Origin of the sequence: Clostridium estertheticum, assembly GCF_011065935.2 — a bacterium.
In the GTDB taxonomy this organism is placed as follows: domain Bacteria; phylum Bacillota; class Clostridia; order Clostridiales; family Clostridiaceae; genus Clostridium_AD; species Clostridium_AD estertheticum_A.
This window is the reverse complement of record NZ_JAAMNH020000001.1, coordinates 4,838,260-4,857,235: the sequence shown is the minus strand read 5'-3', so window position 1 is coordinate 4,857,235 and position 18,976 is coordinate 4,838,260. Positions and strand designations below refer to the sequence as shown.

Annotated in this window: 20 protein-coding genes; 15 read left to right on the top strand and 5 right to left on the bottom strand. The window is 30.9% G+C overall.

The features are described from left to right. Positions 1-257: 257 nt before the first annotated feature. Positions 258-737, bottom strand: coding sequence for a ferritin family protein (locus G9F72_RS23075; RefSeq protein ID WP_164958151.1), 480 nt, complete (start codon positions 735-737; stop codon positions 258-260). Positions 738-1,019: 282 nt separating this feature from the next. On the opposite strand from G9F72_RS23075, the gene cmk reads away from it, so the two are divergent. Further along, a complete protein-coding gene (gene cmk, locus G9F72_RS23070) occupies positions 1,020-1,565 on the top strand; it encodes a (d)CMP kinase (RefSeq protein WP_164958152.1) in 546 nt (181 codons plus the stop codon). 159 nt (positions 1,566-1,724) lie between these two features. Here cmk and G9F72_RS23065 read toward each other — a convergent pair whose 3' ends face one another. Continuing rightward, positions 1,725-2,090 (bottom strand): hypothetical protein, encoded by a 366-nt coding sequence (locus G9F72_RS23065; protein ID WP_164958153.1) that lies wholly within the window; start codon positions 2,088-2,090, stop codon positions 1,725-1,727. A 154-nt stretch (positions 2,091-2,244) separates the two neighbouring features. Between G9F72_RS23065 and G9F72_RS23060 the strand changes: the two genes are divergently transcribed. After that, a complete protein-coding gene (locus tag G9F72_RS23060) occupies positions 2,245-2,418 on the top strand; it encodes a hypothetical protein (protein WP_164958154.1) in 174 nt (57 codons plus the stop codon). Between the two features lie 279 nt (positions 2,419-2,697). Here G9F72_RS23060 and G9F72_RS23055 read toward each other — a convergent pair whose 3' ends face one another. Beyond that, positions 2,698-3,147, bottom strand: a complete 450-nt coding sequence (locus G9F72_RS23055; protein WP_164958155.1) for a hypothetical protein — start codon at positions 3,145-3,147, stop codon at positions 2,698-2,700. Between the two features lie 14 nt (positions 3,148-3,161). Further along, entirely contained in the window at positions 3,162-5,462 is a 2,301-nt protein-coding gene (locus G9F72_RS23050; RefSeq protein ID WP_164958156.1) for a diguanylate cyclase, read from the bottom strand. Between the two features lie 311 nt (positions 5,463-5,773). Here G9F72_RS23050 and yidA point away from each other — a divergent pair, with 311 nt between their 5' ends. The 3 genes from yidA to G9F72_RS23035 all read left to right on the top strand — a co-directional run bounded on the left by yidA (position 5,774) and on the right by G9F72_RS23035 (position 8,288). Further along, complete coding sequence (gene yidA, locus G9F72_RS23045; RefSeq protein WP_164958157.1) at positions 5,774-6,598, top strand: sugar-phosphatase; 825 nt, start codon at positions 5,774-5,776, stop codon at positions 6,596-6,598. Between the two features lie 300 nt (positions 6,599-6,898). Next, positions 6,899-7,576 (top strand): hypothetical protein, encoded by a 678-nt coding sequence (locus tag G9F72_RS23040; RefSeq protein ID WP_164958158.1) that lies wholly within the window; start codon positions 6,899-6,901, stop codon positions 7,574-7,576. A gap of 55 nt (positions 7,577-7,631) precedes the next feature. Continuing rightward, entirely contained in the window at positions 7,632-8,288 is a 657-nt protein-coding gene (locus tag G9F72_RS23035; protein WP_164958159.1) for a deoxynucleoside kinase, read from the top strand. 232 nt (positions 8,289-8,520) lie between these two features. On the opposite strand, the gene G9F72_RS23030 is transcribed toward G9F72_RS23035, so the two are convergent. Next, a complete protein-coding gene (locus G9F72_RS23030) occupies positions 8,521-8,904 on the bottom strand; it encodes a hypothetical protein (protein WP_164958160.1) in 384 nt (127 codons plus the stop codon). Positions 8,905-9,115: 211 nt separating this feature from the next. On the opposite strand from G9F72_RS23030, the gene G9F72_RS23025 reads away from it, so the two are divergent. The 10 genes from G9F72_RS23025 (at position 9,116) to G9F72_RS22980 (ending at position 18,937) form a co-directional block, all read left to right on the top strand. Continuing rightward, positions 9,116-10,048, top strand: coding sequence for an N-acetylmuramoyl-L-alanine amidase (locus tag G9F72_RS23025; RefSeq protein ID WP_224676226.1), 933 nt, complete (start codon positions 9,116-9,118; stop codon positions 10,046-10,048). 84 nt (positions 10,049-10,132) lie between these two features. Beyond that, positions 10,133-10,285 (top strand): hypothetical protein, encoded by a 153-nt coding sequence (locus G9F72_RS23020; RefSeq protein WP_224676225.1) that lies wholly within the window; start codon positions 10,133-10,135, stop codon positions 10,283-10,285. 165 nt (positions 10,286-10,450) lie between these two features. Continuing rightward, positions 10,451-11,341 carry a DegV family protein gene (locus G9F72_RS23015; protein WP_164958161.1) on the top strand — a complete coding sequence of 297 codons (891 nt, stop codon included), beginning with the start codon at positions 10,451-10,453 and terminating at the stop codon, positions 11,339-11,341. Positions 11,342-11,524: 183 nt separating this feature from the next. Next, a complete protein-coding gene (locus G9F72_RS23010) occupies positions 11,525-11,983 on the top strand; it encodes a COG2426 family protein (RefSeq protein ID WP_164958162.1) in 459 nt (152 codons plus the stop codon). 165 nt (positions 11,984-12,148) lie between these two features. Further along, on the top strand, positions 12,149-13,609 hold the full coding sequence (locus G9F72_RS23005; protein WP_164960224.1) for an IS1182 family transposase: 1,461 nt from the start codon (positions 12,149-12,151) through the stop codon (positions 13,607-13,609). Positions 13,610-14,175: 566 nt separating this feature from the next. After that, positions 14,176-15,123: an AAA family ATPase gene (locus tag G9F72_RS23000; RefSeq protein ID WP_164959540.1), complete on the top strand. Its 948-nt coding sequence runs from the start codon at positions 14,176-14,178 to the stop codon at positions 15,121-15,123. Positions 15,124-15,133: 10 nt separating this feature from the next. Continuing rightward, positions 15,134-16,258, top strand: a complete 1,125-nt coding sequence (locus G9F72_RS22995) for a DUF58 domain-containing protein (RefSeq protein ID WP_164959541.1) — start codon at positions 15,134-15,136, stop codon at positions 16,256-16,258. 2 nt (positions 16,259-16,260) lie between these two features. Then, complete coding sequence (locus G9F72_RS22990) at positions 16,261-17,505, top strand: hypothetical protein (protein WP_164959542.1); 1,245 nt, start codon at positions 16,261-16,263, stop codon at positions 17,503-17,505. A gap of 109 nt (positions 17,506-17,614) precedes the next feature. Then, entirely contained in the window at positions 17,615-18,214 is a 600-nt protein-coding gene (locus tag G9F72_RS22985) for a hypothetical protein (protein WP_164959543.1), read from the top strand. Positions 18,215-18,583: 369 nt separating this feature from the next. Beyond that, a complete protein-coding gene (locus G9F72_RS22980) occupies positions 18,584-18,937 on the top strand; it encodes a DUF6514 family protein (protein ID WP_187356112.1) in 354 nt (117 codons plus the stop codon). Positions 18,938-18,976: the final 39 nt, after the last annotated feature.

Here is an 18,976-nt window from a genome sequence, read left to right as displayed (position 1 = left end):
AATTTTGAATTACTAAGGCTTGTTCAAATGCATTCTACGCAATATATACTTTTGTTACCATAATTTAAGAAAAAATCCCTATTTAAGAAACATCTATTATTTTTAAGGACACACAACAATTATTAAATGTTAAATATCCTGGAAGGCTTACAAAAATTATAGGCTCCGAGGTGGGCGGTGCATAATGATCACCTTGGAGCCTATAATGGATATTATACTTTTTATGATGCCTTATAGAGAAGTATTAGCGAGATATACTAAAACTCTCCATAGTGTATATTTCTTAGCATGTTGTGACTGTTTAAGGTGAATAAGTAATTATATTTTGCGCTATGCTTTATTTCATCAGTTATAATGTTGAAAAGGATATCTCTATATATTGTTTGTGGAAGACCTCTTTTAATTTCACGGTATCTTTCTACAGCACCCAATTCTCCAAATAAAGCCTTTTTTATACCATCAAGGTAAGAAATTGGTTTCACAAATTCCACATTTTCACCAGGTGGCACGGAAGAACCGGTTATGCTTTTATATATTTGTCTAAACATTTTATTATGTCCACGTTCGTCATCTCTTATAGAGGCAATAATTTTCTTTTCATCCTCTGTAGGAGCAATGCTTATTAAGTAGTCATAGAATAATTCATCTTCACTTTCACCTTGAACAGCTAATTTAATGCCTTCTAAGGATTTTTCTAATAAATTCATATCATACATGGTATATGGGTGTGCAAACATTTTAACCCTCCTTTTAGTGTTTTTAGGTCAAAACAATTATTAATTGTTAAGATAATAATTATAAAATCAATATTATATACAATATGAAGGGCCTTTGTTATTTGTTACAATTTCGTGGGTAAAGCTACTCCTTCAGGTATTGAATGGATAGCACTTGTGGATAGGTAACTAAAGGATTATAAATAACAAAGTTCCAAAAAGTATATTTATGAAGTATAATTGGTATTATAATTTGATGTGTTATTTAGCTTAGTGAATTAAAGTATTGGAGATGAGTTTAAATTGAAAATAACTATAACGGGAGCCTTACATTCAGGGAAAAGCAGTATTGCTAAGGCTATAAGTGAGGCTTTAGATTATACTTATTTTAGTGTAGGTGAATTACAAAGAAAGTTAGCAGTGGAAAAAGGGATGTCTATAACAGAATACAATAAATATATGCTTGATAATAATTTAGATCAAGAAGTTGACAATAAGACTATGGAAATTGGAAGGGATAAGGAAAATTTTATTTTTGATGCTAGACTTGCCTGGTATTTTATACCTGACTCCTTTAAAATATATCTAAAGGTAGACATTGATGTTGCAGTGGAACGGGCTATGAAAAATGAAAGAGGTAAATCAGAGAAATATGCGTCGAAAGAAGAAGCCAAGGCCAGTATAATTGAAAGAAGAAGATTAGAGGTTAGTAGATTCAAGAATATTTATAATATTGATTTAAATAAGGATAGTAACTATGATTTGGTTATTGATACTTCACATATTAGTATGGAAGAGGTAATAGAGAGTGCTTTAGATGCTATAAAAAGGGTGATAGAGAAAGTATGAAATTTCTCCTGCGTGCCTTGCAAAAGAGCTCTAAACAAGAATTTTTAAATGGAATTTCAATAGTTTATGCGTCTTATATTGTGAGTCACTCCATGGGCATTCCATACCTACTAGTAGCTAAGACATATCTGTGTATTCACTAAGTTGACATAACAATTATTAATCGGCAACTTTAAAACTTACACTCCCTTTTGCTTTTTTGCCTGTGACAGAAAACCTATATGTATCTGTTTTTGGTATCTTAAGTGAGAACTTCCCTGAAGTAGCATTATCACCTCTGTATATTTCTTGGCCAGTGGCATCTGCCACAAGAATATCTACACGACCAGATGTATTTTCTATGATGACATTAACGATAGTTTGTTCTTTTAATTCCATCGAATGTGATTCTGTCCTATTCAGTATAGAATACTCTAGTATTAGTTGATTATTTGTTCTATTGCGATTAAAAACTTGTGACCTACAACTTGTAGTAATAATAAGTATTAACATACTTAAAATTATTAATAAAGAAAACTTTTTCATAATAATTAACCCCCATTAAAATATTTTAATGAAAATATTTACAATCTCAATATAGAATATATATTCCACGGAATATAAAAATAATCATAAATTCCCTCAATAATTAATACTATTAATAGTGATTAAAGAACATATTCAAAGAGGGGGATTTAAAATGGGAAAAGAATTTCGTGGTAGAGCTTTGTGGAAATTGCCATCAAGAGGAAGAGGAACTTGTCCAGTATGTAAGACGGAAAGAATAAAATTGTTATATGATCTCATTATGGGTAGTGGTGAAAAAATTAAGGTTTGTAAGAGATGCCAGCATAAAAAAATAGATAGTCTTTAATAAGAAAGTATCCCATGAAGGTTCTGCATGTACGATGTTTTGATAGTAGAGAATTCGTTAACAGACTCTAAGTTTATTTCATGAAAAATCCCCTAACGCACTTATTCCACGTCCTGTCTCAGAAGTGCTAGCAACCTCTGGGTAGGTCTCTGGGGGACATAACAATTATTAATTGTTATGTCCTGGCCTGCTTACGTGGATTTGTAATGTAGTAAACTAAGAGTCTGTAAAACTTATTATATACTATCTGCCACACTCCTACATGCAGAACCTTCACGATTATAATATTTGTGTATATTTCTCGTACCAGTCTCTACCTGAGTCCCATCCGTTTTTATGGTCTTCAGACCAAATCTTTATAGGGTTTTTATCGCCAAGTATCTCGTTGCATATCCATGCTGTTATCCATTCTGTGCTACCATCTAAATTACCACTTTTAAATTCTGATACAAAGTAATCTACAACTGGGTTACCCATTTGAACAATTTCGTCATATTCACTTTTATGAGCTTTTATATAATCATGCGGATTTGAAGACAATGCTGGTGATGATTTAATTATTATCAAATTAGATTTTATTTTGGCAATTTGATAGGTAGCTAACTGCTTTTCTTCGTTAGCTACTGTCTTAATGTTATTAATTTTATTAAATCCTATAAAACCTAAAATCATGATGAATATTAATAATATAAAGAATAAAGGGGATTTTAAACATGGAAAAATTTTCATTATATCCCTCCATTTTAAGTTGCTATCAAAGTATCTAAATTTGTTGATATAACTTGATTTTTACCAAGAGCTTTAGCCTGGTACATAGCTTTATCTGCTTCTATAAACAAGTACTCCAACTCTTCTATTGTTGGAGTAAGAGAAGCAACTCCAATGCTTAAGGTGATAGGTATTAAATCTGATTTTCTGATAATTATAGGATTATTTTCTATAGCGCTTCGTAATTCTTCTCCAATTATTTTAGCTTCTTCAAAGGAGGTGTTAGGTAAAAGGACAATAAATTCTTCACCGCCATAACGAGCTAAAATATGATTTTTATTTAAAGTTTCTAAGCAAAGTTTAGAAAGGCGTTTTAATACCAAGTCGCCGGTATGGTGGCCTAAGTTGTCATTGATTTTTTTAAAATCGTCAATGTCCATCATAAGGCTTGAAATAGTTTGTGATAATGCTATGGCTTTATCAAAGCTTATATTTGCAAGCTCAAAAAAACTACGTCTGTTATACAAGTTAGTTAGAGGGTCCATACTAGCTAGTTCCTTAGTTTTACCATGTAATTTAGCATTTTCTATAGCCATTCCTGCATGGTAAGCAAAGTATGAGGCTATGTCACAGTAATATTGAGTATAAATATTCTTTTTTGTTGAATCTAATGTTAAGATACCAATAATTTTGTTTTTAAATATTATTGGTATTCCCATCCAGCTTTCAAGAGTAGTTTGCTCCATGTGATGCTTAAAACGAGGGTCGTCTTTAACGTTAGAAACCAATAGGGGGGTGTTAGTTTCATATATTTCTTTAAATAGCTTGTCTTCTTCTTTATTAATAGAAATCTTGTATATGATATCCATATTTTTGAAACCGTTTGCGGCTTTAACAGTAAAATGGTTATTTTCTTCCATGAAAAATGAGGCACTGTCATAAGGAACTAATTCTTTTAAACTTTTGAGTAATTTATCTAAAACTTCTTGCAAATTTAAAGTGGAATTTAGGAGAAGGGTAACTTGTGTAAGTTTTTCTGCTAAAAGAAACTGTTCATTTTCTTTTGATAAATTGTGGATTTTTCTATAGGATTTAGATTCATTCATTGCTAATATAAAAGCATTTATAAGTATGAGAATAAAGAATCCTGGTAGTGAATAGTCATTGGCATTATTTAAACCTAGATATCGTAGTATGGTGACAGAACTTAATGCAATAGGTACTATGCAAGCAATTGCAATAATTAAGTTTTTTTGTCTTTTGCTATGGTATGACCTTACTATAACAATAGCTGCATGCATAATCATTAATAAAGTGGATATTTGAAATATCATAAGAAGCTTTGACGCCAGTAGTGGGGAAGCAAAAATAGTAATAATTATAAAGAAAAAACAGAAAAGTTTGCAGCTTTTTTTAATTATTTTTGAAGAATCATCTTTAAAAACTTCATATATATAGCTTAGCATAAAATAAACTCCGGCATAAAAAGTTATGTATTCTAGTTTAAGAGCCAAACTATAACTTAAGTTATTGTACATGGTCAAAAAGTATTTGTTACAAATAATTAAAGACCTCAAAGATAAAGTTATACACAGCGCACCAAAATAAAGTTTAGGGGAATCATCTGTTCTAAAAGCATATAACCATAAGTGATATAAACCCATTATAAGCAGTACACCGAAGTAAAAAATATCAAGTGCAATGGATGCCTCTCTTTTAGTGGCCATTTGAGACTCTGTGCCTAGGTAAATTTTGTCCCAGGTGCCACCATTTCTAAAGTTATGATTTGATACTTGAAGTACTAAATGAACCTCCTCATTCTTATTCATAAAATAACGGGTTAAGGGCATAGTTTTAGGACGTTCGGAAGATTTACTTGTACCAACAATTCCATTAGAGGAAAAGGGGTTTCCATTCACCCATAATTTATATGCAGAGAACATGGAAGGAACACTTATACCTAAAAGGGTGTCTTTATATTTCTCATTTAATTTTATTGTTAAACTATATGTGGCATAGCCGTTAGAGCTGTAATTTTGATCATATTTATTCCACTCCATTGGCATTTCTATATAAGAGGGAGCTGTGGAGCTAGTAACAAGATCTCCTGGTGTCAATAATTGCTGCCAGTAAAATTCCCATTGGCCTCCAACGGAAGTATAGCCATCTTTATCAAAATCCCAATTTGAAAGCTCTAATACACCCTTTTGTGAGTTAATATTTGAGGCGGTATTGGTGGTGGTTAATTTATTGAATGTGAAAATTACATATAATAATGCTGCTAAAATAATAATAGATAGAGTAATGATTAATGGTTTTTCTTTTTTTAGCATCATAATTATCCTCCTATTGCATAGAATTAGTGAGTTTTACATATTATAGTTATTATTTTACATTAATATTGTAGATTTGTCATTGTTTTATCTCTAGCTTAACATAATTATCTATTGAAATTCATAATTTAATGCTTAATATTAAAAAACTATATTATATTTAAAATAGTATGAAAATAAAAATTCACGTAAAGTTCATGAATTATGAAATCCATTACTTATAAAATTCCATGATATAATTATTAAAATATAATTAAAATAATTTAATCGCTTTAGAGTGATTTCTGATAAATGTGGTTACGTGGAGGTTATGAATGTATAAATTATTAGCATTAGATATGGATGGTACATTATTAAATGATGAAAAGAAAATTTCACCAGCAAATTATGAAGCAATACAACAAGCCAGAGAAAATGGAGTAAAAGTTGTACTAGCATCAGGAAGACCTTTAGTTGGTTTTAAAAAATATTTAGAACAACTTAACTTAGTTTCAGAGGAGGATTATGCTGTAGCTTTTAATGGAGCACTTGTTCAAAGCTCTCAAGGTGGGGAAATAATATCTAAAACAACATTAACTCTGGAAGATTATAAATATTTATATAAACTAAGCAAAGGGCTAAAAGTTAATATACATGCATTAACAGAGACTAGTGTAATTTCACCTAAAGATACTATATACACTAGAGGTGAGGCAGAAATGAACGGTATACCTAATGAAATAATTGCTGTGGAAGATGTGACTTCAGATACAACTATAGTAAAGGTTATGTTTGTAGACAAGCCAGAGTTAATAGAGGAAATAATGCAAAATATTCCCGAAGAAGTAAGTAATAAGTATACAATAGTTAGAAGTGCACCTTTCTACTTGGAGTTTCTTCATAAATCAGTTAACAAAGGTGCAGGAGTAGCAGCACTTGCAAAAAAACTTAATATTAAACAAGAAGAGGTTATATGTATAGGTGATGCAGGCAATGATATTCATATGATTAAATATGCTGGACTAGGAGTTGCCATGGGAAATGCCTTCCCAGAAGTTAAAAAAATTGCAAACTTTATAACTAAAACTAATGAGGAAGATGGAGTGGCGTATATTATTAATAAGTTCATTTTGAATGGCGAAGAAGCATTTGCGGTATAAAAAAATATTGGATATAATTGATATTAATTAATAATAATTATTGACAAGCGATTTAAATCAGTATATAATAAAAACATAGAAACTGTTAATACATTTAGTATTGATCATCTTATTACCCCCTAATTAAAGATAACATTGATACTAAAAATTAATTCCCTCTTTAAAAAAATATTTAAAAGCTAGTAAAAGTCCAATTACTAGCTTTTTTTTATTTTTAAATAGTCAAAATGTGGTTAAAAAAATGTGTAAACTGCTTAGGGATTCTGATATAATACAAGGGAATATAAAGGGGGAATTATAGTGAAAAAAAAGGATTTAATATGGATTGGAGCATTACTAATAATTATTTTTCTATTGGCTTTTCCATCAACTAATGAAATATATACAGTAGCTAACAAAGCACATCCTTACATAATGGGATTTATAAAGGTTTCCATTTTAGCTACAATGGGAGAACTGCTAGCACTTAGAATAGTCACTGGAAATTATAAGAAACCTGTAGGAATTATATATAAATTTATAGTTTGGGGATTTTTAGGTATGGGGTTTGTTATAGCCTTTGATTTATTTGCAAATGGAGTAATTGGGTCAATGAAGAAGGGCCTATTGCCTAGTGGTGTACCTGATACTTTTTCAGCTAAATTACTATTTGCCTTTTTCACAAGCGCTTTTATGAATTTGATTTTTGGACCTACTTTCATGACGCTACATAGACTTACTGATACCTATATAGATTTGGGTCATGGAAAATTTAGTGAAATTAAAAAAGTTAAGCTTAGAGCTGTAACGAATAAAATAGATTGGTATGGATTTATGAGTTTTGTTGTGTTTAAAACCATTCCTTTTTTCTGGATACCGGCACATACAATAACTTTCTTGTTGCCAGGGGAGTATAGGGTGCTTATGGCGGCATTTTTATCACTTGCTTTGGGTATAATTTTAGCTTATTCAAAGAGGAAGAATGTTAAAATAGCGTAGGGTAACAACGGGGTATTTTTTATACCTAAGAAGGACATAAGAGGAGTATATGATTATGGGGTTTTATGAGAGATCATTGAGTAAGATAAACAGAGGAGGACACTGGGACATGATAGTTATTGATGGAGTAGTTGGAGTAGGGAAGACCACACTTATGAACATAATGGCAGAAAAAGGGTATGTACGTTTTGAAGAGCCAGTGGTGGATAATCCTATATTAGAAAAATTTTATTATGATAGAGAGAGATATAGCTTTTCACTCCAAATATTTTTCCTTAATAAAAGATTTAAACATATTAAGGAAGCCTCAAAAGTAAAAGATGCAGTTATGGATAGAAGTATTTATGGAGATGTAATTTTTGCTAAGATGCTAAAAGATGCAGGAGAGATGTGTATAGAAGAGTTTGATTTATATGCTGAACTATTTGAAAATATGATTGAACATTGCAAGGCACCAAAATTACTTGTATATCTTGAAACCTCGGTAGATGCAGCAATGGATAAGATAAATAAAAGGGGTAGAGAGTATGAAAAAATTGTGGAACGCGAGTATTGGGAAAAGCTAAATTCTAATTATAGAGCTTATTTTGAGCAATATAATATATCACCTATTTTAAAGATAAATGTAGAAGGATTAGATTTTGAAAATAATGAAAAAGATAAAGAATATGTGCTAGGGCTTATAGATGAGGCGTTGGGGAAAATAAAGTAATCGATCCAAAGAGGTTCTGCATATAGGATGTTCTGATAGTAGAGAATTCGTTAACAGACTCTAAGTTTATTCCATGAAAAATCCCATAACGCACTTATTCGACGTCCTGTCTCAGAAGTGAAAAGCAAGAACTTCTAAATCAAATTTCAATAGTTCCTGCGCAAACAAGGAAAGAAAAATAAAATATTAAAAAGAAAAAACAGGCAAAATCCTTAGGACTTTGCCTGTTTTTTTAAGTTAATCCGTTCATCCTGTCCCGTCTGTTTTGCTGCTTTTCTTTCATGTTTCCTAAGGCTTCTTCATCCATATGCTCTTTGTTATGATCCATGTATCCGTTAGCAAAGGTATAGTTTTTTTCTAGACCTTCTGACTCATTAAAGTGTGTTTGTTGTCCACTTACAATTTTATCTTTTAATATTTCAATGTTATCTTCTCTCTCAGCTTGCTTTTCTCTTGCTTCAATGACCTTTTGAGGTGAAGCAATGTCAGAGTGCTGTTCAAGATGTCGCTCTGTTCTAGTATGACTTTCTACTAGGTTTTCAAGTTCCTCTATTCTATTAGCTTTTTCGATTTTATCACGATCCTCATTGACATACTTATCCTTATTACGTGGCATGAAAAGGCCTCCTCTTATTTTAAAATTCATCCTTTTTAGTTTAGGGTTTTTGGTATATTAAAATACTATGAAATGTTAGGAATTTAATACATAATATTTTTTTAAAATTTTAGTTAACAAGGTGGCATAAGTATATACATTCCCATAAAGGAATAGTAAAATAGGCATTGATTATTATTATTTTTCAAGGAAAAGTGTTAGGAGTGGTAAAATGTCGAAAATGAAGAAGATTATTTTGATTTTTCTATGTCTACCTATTATAGGTGGAGTATTATATGGTGCATCTTATGTGAAAAAAGTAAATGGAGAATATGTGAGAGATATGAATATTAGTGAAAAAAATATAAGTAAAACTAATAAGGTAGCATTAATAAAAGAGGAAGGAGGAAAAATAGTTAAGTCAGAAGATAAGACAATATCTGAAGTCAAGATTATAACTAAAAAAGAGCTTGGTATATCAGTTATAGCAAATCCAAAGGTTAAAACCCAAGAATATAAGAAGGCTTTGAAAAAACCTTCTGACATGGTTATTGTTATAGACCCAGGTCATGCAAGCCGTACTAGCCTTGAAAAAGAGCAGCAAGCTCCAGGTTCCAATATAATGAAAATTAAGGAGCCAGGTGGGGCACAGGGTATTAATACAAAAACTCCTGAGTATGTGGTTAATATGGCAGTAGCGGTTAGACTAAAGAGTTTGCTAGAGGGAAAAGGATATAAGGTAATAATGACTAAAACAGATAATAAACAAATGTTAGGGAATATTGCAAGAGCGCAGGTTGGGAATAAGGCTAAGGCAGATTTAGTTATTAGAATTCATGCGGATTCAAATAATGATTCATCTGTTAAAGGAGCATCTATGTTAGTGCCTGCAGATAGTAAAAACACAAATGCTATTTATAAAACAAGCAAAAAATATGGAGAAATAGTTTTTAATAATTTAATCCACAGTATTGGGATGAAAAATAGAGGCGTTGTGGAGAGAAATGACCTTACAGGTTTTAATTGGTCTGTGGTACCTGTTATTCTAGTGGAAATGGGTTTCCAATCTAATGTGGAAGAGGACAAGTTACTTGTAACTGAGAATTACCAAAATAAACTAGCTAAAGCATTGTCAGAGGGTATTGATAAGGCGTTAATACAATAGTTTCTGCGTTTCTTATTGCAAGGCACTGCGGGGAAATTTCATACATATTTATATTTACTTTTGTGGACGTAACTATTCACTTTTATGATTATATTAGAGCAAATAAGTAAAGAGCACATAAGACATTTAAATCTTATGTGCTCTTTAGCACGTGGATATGTAAAACTTGCCACTTGCCACGTGGATGGCACCAGCCACCTAAAGGGTATCAGAGCTAAAGCTTACTACAGCTTGTGATACTTGAATAAATTGATCAGCGCTAGCTACACAATAATTATAAAGCAATAATAAATTAACCTGTAAATACATTTTGGTTGTACAGTGAACACTTTTTATGCTATAGTTTTTACTGTATTGTTTAACAAAATATTTACGGAATTATATAAAGTAGGGGGAGTACAAATGAGAGATTTTGTTATTATGACAGATTCTTGCTGTGATTTGCCAAAGGAATATATTTATGGGAATAACATACCATTTGCTATGTTACCATTTAGTTATAATGATAAAGAGTACTTAGATGATTTAGGACAAAGTTTAAGCCAAAAACAGTTTTTTGATGACCTTCGGGCCGGAGCATTACCCAATACCTCTCAAGCAAATTCTGAAAGCTTCTATAATATGTTTAAACCTGCTGCAGAACGTGGACAGGATATAATTTATGTTGGAGTTTCTTCAGGTCTTAGTGGAACGTATAATAGCGCTAATATTGGAAAGACTGCTATATTAGAAGAATTCCCAAGTACGATAATATATATTATTGATGTGTTAACTGCATCACTTGGTCAAGGTCTTATGGTTAGAAAAGCTGTGGAAATGAAAAATGAAGGATGCACGGCAGAAAAAATTGTTTGCGAAATAGAAAAGGTTATACAAAATTTAAACACCTATATTACTGTTCAAGATTTAAATTTCTTAAAAAGAGGCGGAAGGATATCTAATGTAGCGGCTACCTTAGGGCTAGTTCTGCATATAAAGCCTATACTTACTCTTAACCAGGTCGGGCGCGTAATACCAGTGCTTAAGGTTCGCGGACGTAAAAAATCCATAACAAAGCTTGCAGAAATAGTAAAGGACAAGATTACAGAGCCTGAAACTCAAACCATAGCTATCTGTCATGCAGATTGTTATGAGGAAGCTGTAAAACTTAAAGAGGAAATTTTGGAAAAGGTTACAGTTAAAGAAGTACTTATTTATTACATTGGACCAGTAGTGGGAAGATTTAGTGGACCAGGGGCACTAGCAGTGTTTTTTATTGGTGAGAGCAGACAACACCATGTAATTGATATCTAGCATTGTGAATAGATAGTTAAATATTCTTTTATTTAGAATATCACTTGAAAGTATTGGATTATAGTACTTATAATAGTATTGTGAATAATAGATTAAGTATCGAAAAATAGACTAGCATAATGACTAGTCATTTTTTTTGAAAATGCATTAAGAAAAAAAATTTATAAATAAGGAGAATCTTTTATGGAGTGGTTACAAATATTATTACTATCCGCAGTGCCTCTTATTGAGCAGAAAGGTGCTATACCTCTTGGAATAAATGTTTATCATATTAATCCAATAGCGGTATTTTTGATAAGCTTTATTGGAAGTTTGCTTCCAGTTCCTTTTGTATTGATATGTTTCAATAAGATTTTTGAATGGTTAGGGAAATATAAGACCTTTAGTGGCATTTATAATTTAATTGACAAAAAGATAAATAAGAATAAATCCAAATTTGAAAAGTTTGAAGAAATAGCGCTTATAACATTTATTGCAATACCTCTTCCAACTACAGGAGTTTGGACAGGGACTGCAATAGCTGCTTTTTTAAAGCTGGATTTTAAAAGATCTGTTATGTGTGCAGTTATAGGATCTTTTTTATGTGGACTTATTATTACAGGGCTTGCTGTAGCTTTTCCAGCATTTTTAAATATGATTTAATTAAAAATCTCTTACCTAGCGGGAGGCCACTGAAAAACTATATAAAAAATCGTCATCAAATTAAAGATGGCGATTTTTTTGTATAAATGACTAAAAGGCAAAAAGGAATTTCAAAAGATATGTCGAATAAGTATAGTAGAGTAAAATAAAAGGAGCTAAACTATTATGCTAAAAGGACAGTTGGAGATAGAAATAAATACATATCATAACTTATACTCGTTAATTATTCCAAAAAATAATATTTTAAAGCAAATTAATGACCTTGTTGACTTTTCATTTGTTTATGATGAATTAATGGTTAACTATAGTTTATCAATGGGTAGAGGTGCTTTTAATCCTATAATGCTATTTAAATATTTGATTTTGAAAGTAATCTATGAATTGTCTGATGAAGATGTTGTTGAAAGAGCCCTTTATGACATGTCCTTTAAATATTTTCTAAATTTAGCCCCAGAAGAAACAAATTTAATAAACTCAAGTACATTAACTAAATTTAGAAAGCTTCGCATTAAAGACATGAATTTATTGGATTTGTTAATAAATAAAACTGTAGAACTTGCTATAAAAGAGGGAGTTTTAAAAAGTAAAGCAATAATAGTTGATGCGACACATACCAAGTCACGTTATAACCAAAAATCAGCAGGAGAAGAATTATTGGAACGCGCAAAAAACTTAAGAAAAACGTTATACGGGGTAAATCCTGAGATAAAAGAAGATTTACCTAATAAAGTTACAACGGGAGTACTTGAAGATATTCTTGAGTACTGTAAACTATTAATTGATAGCATAAACAAGAAGCCAGAAATTGTAGCAAATCCAGCTGTAAAAACTAAATTAAACTACTTAACTGAAGCTTTTAATGATGACTTAGAAAATCTAAAACTATCAAAAGATGCGGATGCAAAAGTGGGACATAAAACTGAGGATAGTTCCTTTTTTGGATATAAATCACACCTTGCTATGAGTGAAGAACGTATAATTACCGCAGCTGTTATTACAACTGGCGAAAAAAGTGATGGAAAGGAACTCATAACCTTAATAGAAAAAAGCCGTGAAGCTGGTGTTGTTGTTAATGAAGTTATTGGAGATGCAGCTTATTCTGAAAAGAAAAACCTAGAATATACGAAAGAAAATAAAATTGCATTAATTTCAAGACTAAATCCTATAATTTCACAAGGAACACGAAGAAAAGAAGATGAATTTGAGTTTAATAAAGATGCTGGTTTATTTGTATGTCCAGTAGGCCATATGGCTATTAAAAAAGCAAAACAAGGAAAGAAGAATGTTGGTAAAAATCAAGTGCTAACTTACTATTTTGATGTAGAAAAGTGCAAAAATTGTGCTCATAAAGATGGATGCTATAAAGAAGGCGCTAAATCTAAAACTTATTCAGTTAAAATAAAGTCAAATACTCACAAAGATCAAATAGAGTTCGAAAAAAGTGAATATTTTAAAACACGTGCTAGGCAACGTTATATGATAGAGGCTAAAAACAGTGAACTTAAGCACCAGCATGGCTATGATGTAGCAATATCGTCAGGCTTAATTGGCATGCAAATGCAAGGTGCGTTATCAATCTTCACAGTGAATCTAAAGAGAATAATTAAGTTGAAAAGCATGAAATAGGGCTTTTTTAACTTAATTATAAAAATATAAAGCATGAAATATCCATAAATATAGATATCTCATGCTTTTTCTGTTCAAGCTTAAAAACTTTACTGAAAAAAGAGTGCTTTTTTCAGTGGCCTCCCTAGCGGTGAGGGGTTTTTTTATAGGAGCAGATCAAAAAAAGTATGGAATTTATCCTGCGTGCCTTGCAAACGAGCTTGAAACTGGAAATTTGATTAAGAAATTCTAATCTTTTGCGAATGTGAAATCCTCTGACGCTCACATCCGGCGTCCTGGCTCGGGTTCGCTAGCTTGACTTCCTGTCAGGCTCACGAGAATTTTATATTCACAAAAGAAGAATTTCTAAATCAAATTTCAATAGTTTCGACGCTTCATATTGCAAGTCACTTCGGCAAAATTTCATAAATACTATTTAGCTACTATTTTATAACTGCTAAAAACTGGGGTAAGTAGAAATATTAATAACAAATAATATTTAAAATAACTGCTATATGTGATATATTTACAGTAAAGAATTTGTAGGTAACTATATGTAAATATATAAGTTAATGGGGGGTTTTAAAATGGAAACAAAGAAATTTGAAGAATTTAAATGCAAAATTAAGGAGAATGTGGGTAAGGTTATAGTAGGTAAAGGGGATAATATAGATAAGATTATAGTTGCGTTTATATGCTCAGGACATGTGCTTATTGAGGATGTTCCTGGACTTGGGAAAACTAAGCTTGCGAAGAGTCTTTCCAGCTCTATGAATTGCATGTTTAAGAGGATACAGTTTACACCGGATTTACTGCCTTCAGATTTAACTGGAATATATTATTATAACCAAAAGAATCAGGACTTTGAGTTTAGGTCTGGACCGCTACTCAGTCAAATAGTTTTGGCGGATGAAATTAATAGAGCTACACCTAGAACACAGTCAGCACTTTTAGAGTGTATGGAAGAGAGACAAATTACGGTGGAGGGTAATACTATAAAACTCCAAAAGCCTTTTTTTGTAATTGCTACTCAAAATCCAGTGGAACAGTTTGGAACTTTTCCTTTACCAGAAGCACAATTAGATAGGTTTTTTATGAAGCTTTCATTGGGGTATCCAGATGCATTAGAGGAGAAGGCTATGATGAATAGATTTATGACATCGGATCCACTTAATGACCTTCAGGCCGTAGTTACTATGGAGGACATAGAGTATGTTCAAAATAATTATACTATGGTACATGTTAGCGAAGAAATAAAAGATTACATAATAGCAATAGTGAGCGCTACAAGAAGGCATAGAGAAGTGGGGCTTGGCTGTAGTCCAAGAGCTACATTAAATATGATGAAGGGAAGCCAAGCGCTAGCGGCTATAAGAGGAAGAGACTATGTAATTCCAGAGGATATAAAGGAACTGGCAGTGCCTATTTTAAGCCATAGGTTAATGCTTAAGAATGATCTGGGAATTGGGAATAAAAGTAAAACGATTATAGAGGAAATAATAAGTACTATTCAAGCTCCACTCGAAAAGTTATAGGGGGCGAACTATGTTTATACAATTTGCTTTGATTCTGACCATACTAGCTATTATTATTTTTATAGGTGAGGTTACACGGAAAAAAGGTTTTGATAATCTCAAAATAAGTAGAAATATTGATAAAGATAGACTTTTACCGGGGGAGGAATTCACCTTAACTACAACTATTGAAAATAATAAAAGGCTACCTATATCATTTTTAATGCTAAGTGAAAAGATGCCAGCAGCTATAGAGTTTGTATCAGATAGCAATAGATTTAAAGAAGGGGCTGACTTATGGCATTTAAGTAAATACGCCATTAGCTGGTATGAAAGAAAAAGAAGAATTTATAAATTGAAGTGTAACGTACGGGGAACCTACATTTTAAGAGATATTAACGTTACTATAGGAGATTTATTTGGGCACTCTGCAGAAACAGTAGCAATAGAAGATTTCTTAGAGTTTTTGGTTTATCCTAAACTTATTAATATTAATAATATTCAGTTTGCAAATACTAATTTACAAGGGGATAATTACGTTAAAAGATGGATTCATCAAGATCCATTATATATTAAAGGTATAAGAGAATATAACGTAGAGGATAGGATGAAGGATATTCATTGGAAATCTAGCTTGAAAATGGATAAGCTTATGGTAAAAGAGTATGATTTTACTTCAGAAAGAGAACTTACGATTATTGTAAACGGACAATGCGGGGAGCCTTATTGGGGTAGTATTCAACCAGTGATTATAGAAAATGGAATTACAGTAGCAGCGTCACTAGCATCTATTGCCATCAAAGAAGGTGTAGCCTCAGGGATGTGGACCAACTGTCAATTGATGGGAATTCAAACTAAGATCAGTTCTGAGGTTTCTCCAGACATTAATGCTCTTAGAAAAATAATGGAACTTAGTGCTAGGATAAGTTATAGCATTACTATTAAATTTAGTGATTATTTAAGAAGTAAAATAAAAGAATTTAGTCCTAATTCTACCTATGTAATTATTACGTCTTATTTAGATGAAGAGAGTGTTGGTATTTTATCTAAATTGAAAAGACATGGAATTTTAATTAAAGTCATAGACGTTTCGTTAAAATCTTCTGTTCCATATATTTCAGGTATTGAAAAGATGGATTATAAAGGGGGGGTGTAGTGATGAGCTGGCATAGAAAAGTCAAGAGTATGTATAGTATAAGCCTTGTCACGATTACTTTTATAATTTGGTCAACTCTAAGTAAATGGTTATTTAAAAACCCAGTGGATTATAAGCTATTTTTAATAGCTTTGTGTATTGTTTTTTTTACACAGTATCTAAATAATATGAAGTTAAAAAAGAGCCTTTTTATACTTTCTATTTTGGGATTTAGTATATTGGCTTGTTTCATATTTTTCAAAGATCAAACCGTTTTTATAAATACAATATTTTTGCTATTTATGGCTTTAATAGCTTATTCATTAGAGGATAGCCCTATAGACCATTCACAATATAAACAAAATATAGGAAAGTCTATTGTTGCATTAGGCTTTGTTTGGCTCATTTCCTTTACCTTAGGAGCTGACTTTGTAAATGCAATGTATAGGTTTCATATTCTATATATAATTATGATTATTATACTAATGAGAGAAACGAGAAGATATGTATATGCTGTTAAAAGCAATACATCTATAGTTACAAATATAATTATAGGAATATCCGTACTTACACTATCTTTAGATTTTGCTAATAAGATTATGATGAAGTTACTAGATATGCTTATAAAGATATCAAGTTTTATTCTGGTTATAATAGTAGAAATGCTGACTAAAATTTTTGGAGTACCAATAAGTTTTATTTCTGAAAAACTAAGGGAACTTCTTATGAAGAGTGAAAATAAGTTCATAACAGATGGAACCATAATGGACAAGAAGTTAAATAAGCAACCCAATATGACTGAATATCAAGGAATTAAGCTACCGCCAGTGCTGATTTTATTTATAAAAATTCTAATTTTACTGGTTATTTTATATGTAATATATAAATTTTTATCAAGAGTTAGAAATAAAACAAAAATTTACAATGGATTTGTAGAAGAAAAGGAAAGAATTATTAACAAAAAGAACAAAAAACATTGGGTTAAAAACTTGTTTTCTAAAATTTTTCAAGGTGGTGGAAGTAATAGAGATAAAATTCTTTATACATACAAAGGCTTTGAGAAAATAACTCAGGAAGCAGAGATTTATAAGCCTTACATGACTGCCTCGCAGCTAAAGAATGTAACTAAAATTAATGTGGATAATTCTGATAACTTAGATGAGATGACAGTGATATATAATGAAGCTAAGTTTTCATTGCATCCTATGACTGAGGAAGATGTGGAGAGTGTTAAAAAGGGGCATAGTAATATAAAGAAGCAACTATAAAGTTATTTATTTTCATGTGACTTAGTATAGTTTAAAGCAAATTAGCCACACTAAATAGGGTAGAATTGAGAAATCTCAATTAATTTATTATAGTGGGAGCGATAAGTTTATGAGTGACATGGATTACAATAACAAAAGATATTTAAATAAGGCTTATAAAAATTTTTCAGAGCTAGTGTATGTTGTGTCTACTAAAGAACTCCAATATTTCATTACAAAAGGCGAATTTACTAGTTTCTTCAACTATAGAATGAAGAAAATGTTATCAGAAATTAGTGAAGAGAAAAATGGACTTTTAGATGCTGGTATTTTTTTTAATACAGATGGTGAAATAACTTTGATAGATGCTGAAATAGTTGGGAAGTTTATCCAAGATAATTATAGATTAAAAATGCTAGAATATTACAAAAGCACTTCTTTAAATAAAATTATTAGAGAGGTTGTTAATGGTAGTGAAAAAGCAAAAGGGGATTTTATTTTAATTTCATACTCTATATTATATAATACTTTAAGGGAGCTATATAAAACTATTAGTTGCAAAAAAGATAATACCATTGTGTATAAAAATCGTTATGCACTAGAGGATTATTATAAGGATGATTGTACCATGGTTATTGCGGTATTATTGATATTGGAAGATTTATGTAAGTACATTGGCGTTGATAGGTATAAAATGTTGAAACAAATAAAGGAAATAATTTACAAATAGCATTATATAATTAAAAAATAAACAAAATAGTTGACAAAATAAATGACTAATATGATAAATATTTACATAATAATTATATTTTTCATTATATTCAGGTGCAAATTAAAAATAGTTGCAGTTTTTCAAGAAGTATTCAATTAAAAATAAAAAAAACTTTTAGATATATTTATTATGATTTCGACAAAATAAGCTAGTGTATATACAATGAGATACCTGTGGATAGTTTGTTAATAATAAAATTATGGGCGCAAAAGGTTGAAGTTGTCAGTTTTAAGAGATAATAGATTTGAGCCTATTTCATAAAATGACAGATTTTTCTGAAAAATAATGTTACTATATTTTCAATAACATAACACAGGGGGGACTAATATGATAGTTTTAGAAAATTTATCTAAAAGAGTAACAGACGACGATGTAAAGCATAATTATTTTTATAGATTAGTAAAAAGTCAGGTTTCTGTTTCAATGGATTATGAACCTGCTGGAGTACAATCTTATGGTATTGAGATTGAAAGACAAGACATCATTGATGATATAGTGGTATTTATAGAGAGGGATTGTGTAGAGAACATAAGTCCTCAAAGACATAAAGTTAAAAATCTTATAAAAATGCTACATGAAAATACAGTATCACCTATCCACATGATTGACGTATTGGGTGAGTATATTGATGAGTATATTAGCGATTTTGATGAGATGTTAAAAAACATTGGTACTTGCTGATATTTTTAATTAGGCTAACATAGTGAGGAGTCTTCTCCT

Coding starts and splice junctions, on each gene's coding strand:
- G9F72_RS23005 (WP_164960224.1), top strand. CDS start 12,149: ATGCTAAAAGGACAGTTGGAGATAGAAATAAATACATATCATAACTTA.
- G9F72_RS22985 (WP_164959543.1), top strand. CDS start 17,615: ATGAGTGACATGGATTACAATAACAAAAGATATTTAAATAAGGCTTAT.
- G9F72_RS23010 (WP_164958162.1), top strand. CDS start 11,525: ATGGAGTGGTTACAAATATTATTACTATCCGCAGTGCCTCTTATTGAG.
- G9F72_RS23055 (WP_164958155.1), bottom strand. CDS start 3,147: ATGAAAATTTTTCCATGTTTAAAATCCCCTTTATTCTTTATATTATTA.
- G9F72_RS22990 (WP_164959542.1), top strand. CDS start 16,261: ATGAGCTGGCATAGAAAAGTCAAGAGTATGTATAGTATAAGCCTTGTC.
- G9F72_RS23065 (WP_164958153.1), bottom strand. CDS start 2,090: ATGAAAAAGTTTTCTTTATTAATAATTTTAAGTATGTTAATACTTATT.
- G9F72_RS23075 (WP_164958151.1), bottom strand. CDS start 737: ATGTTTGCACACCCATATACCATGTATGATATGAATTTATTAGAAAAA.
- G9F72_RS23000 (WP_164959540.1), top strand. CDS start 14,176: ATGGAAACAAAGAAATTTGAAGAATTTAAATGCAAAATTAAGGAGAAT.
- G9F72_RS22980 (WP_187356112.1), top strand. CDS start 18,584: ATGATAGTTTTAGAAAATTTATCTAAAAGAGTAACAGACGACGATGTA.
- G9F72_RS23020 (WP_224676225.1), top strand. CDS start 10,133: ATGATTATATTAGAGCAAATAAGTAAAGAGCACATAAGACATTTAAAT.
- G9F72_RS23050 (WP_164958156.1), bottom strand. CDS start 5,462: ATGATGCTAAAAAAAGAAAAACCATTAATCATTACTCTATCTATTATT.
- G9F72_RS22995 (WP_164959541.1), top strand. CDS start 15,134: ATGTTTATACAATTTGCTTTGATTCTGACCATACTAGCTATTATTATT.
- G9F72_RS23030 (WP_164958160.1), bottom strand. CDS start 8,904: ATGCCACGTAATAAGGATAAGTATGTCAATGAGGATCGTGATAAAATC.
- G9F72_RS23035 (WP_164958159.1), top strand. CDS start 7,632: ATGGGGTTTTATGAGAGATCATTGAGTAAGATAAACAGAGGAGGACAC.
- yidA (WP_164958157.1), top strand. CDS start 5,774: ATGTATAAATTATTAGCATTAGATATGGATGGTACATTATTAAATGAT.
- G9F72_RS23015 (WP_164958161.1), top strand. CDS start 10,451: ATGAGAGATTTTGTTATTATGACAGATTCTTGCTGTGATTTGCCAAAG.
- G9F72_RS23060 (WP_164958154.1), top strand. CDS start 2,245: ATGGGAAAAGAATTTCGTGGTAGAGCTTTGTGGAAATTGCCATCAAGA.
- G9F72_RS23025 (WP_224676226.1), top strand. CDS start 9,116: ATGTCGAAAATGAAGAAGATTATTTTGATTTTTCTATGTCTACCTATT.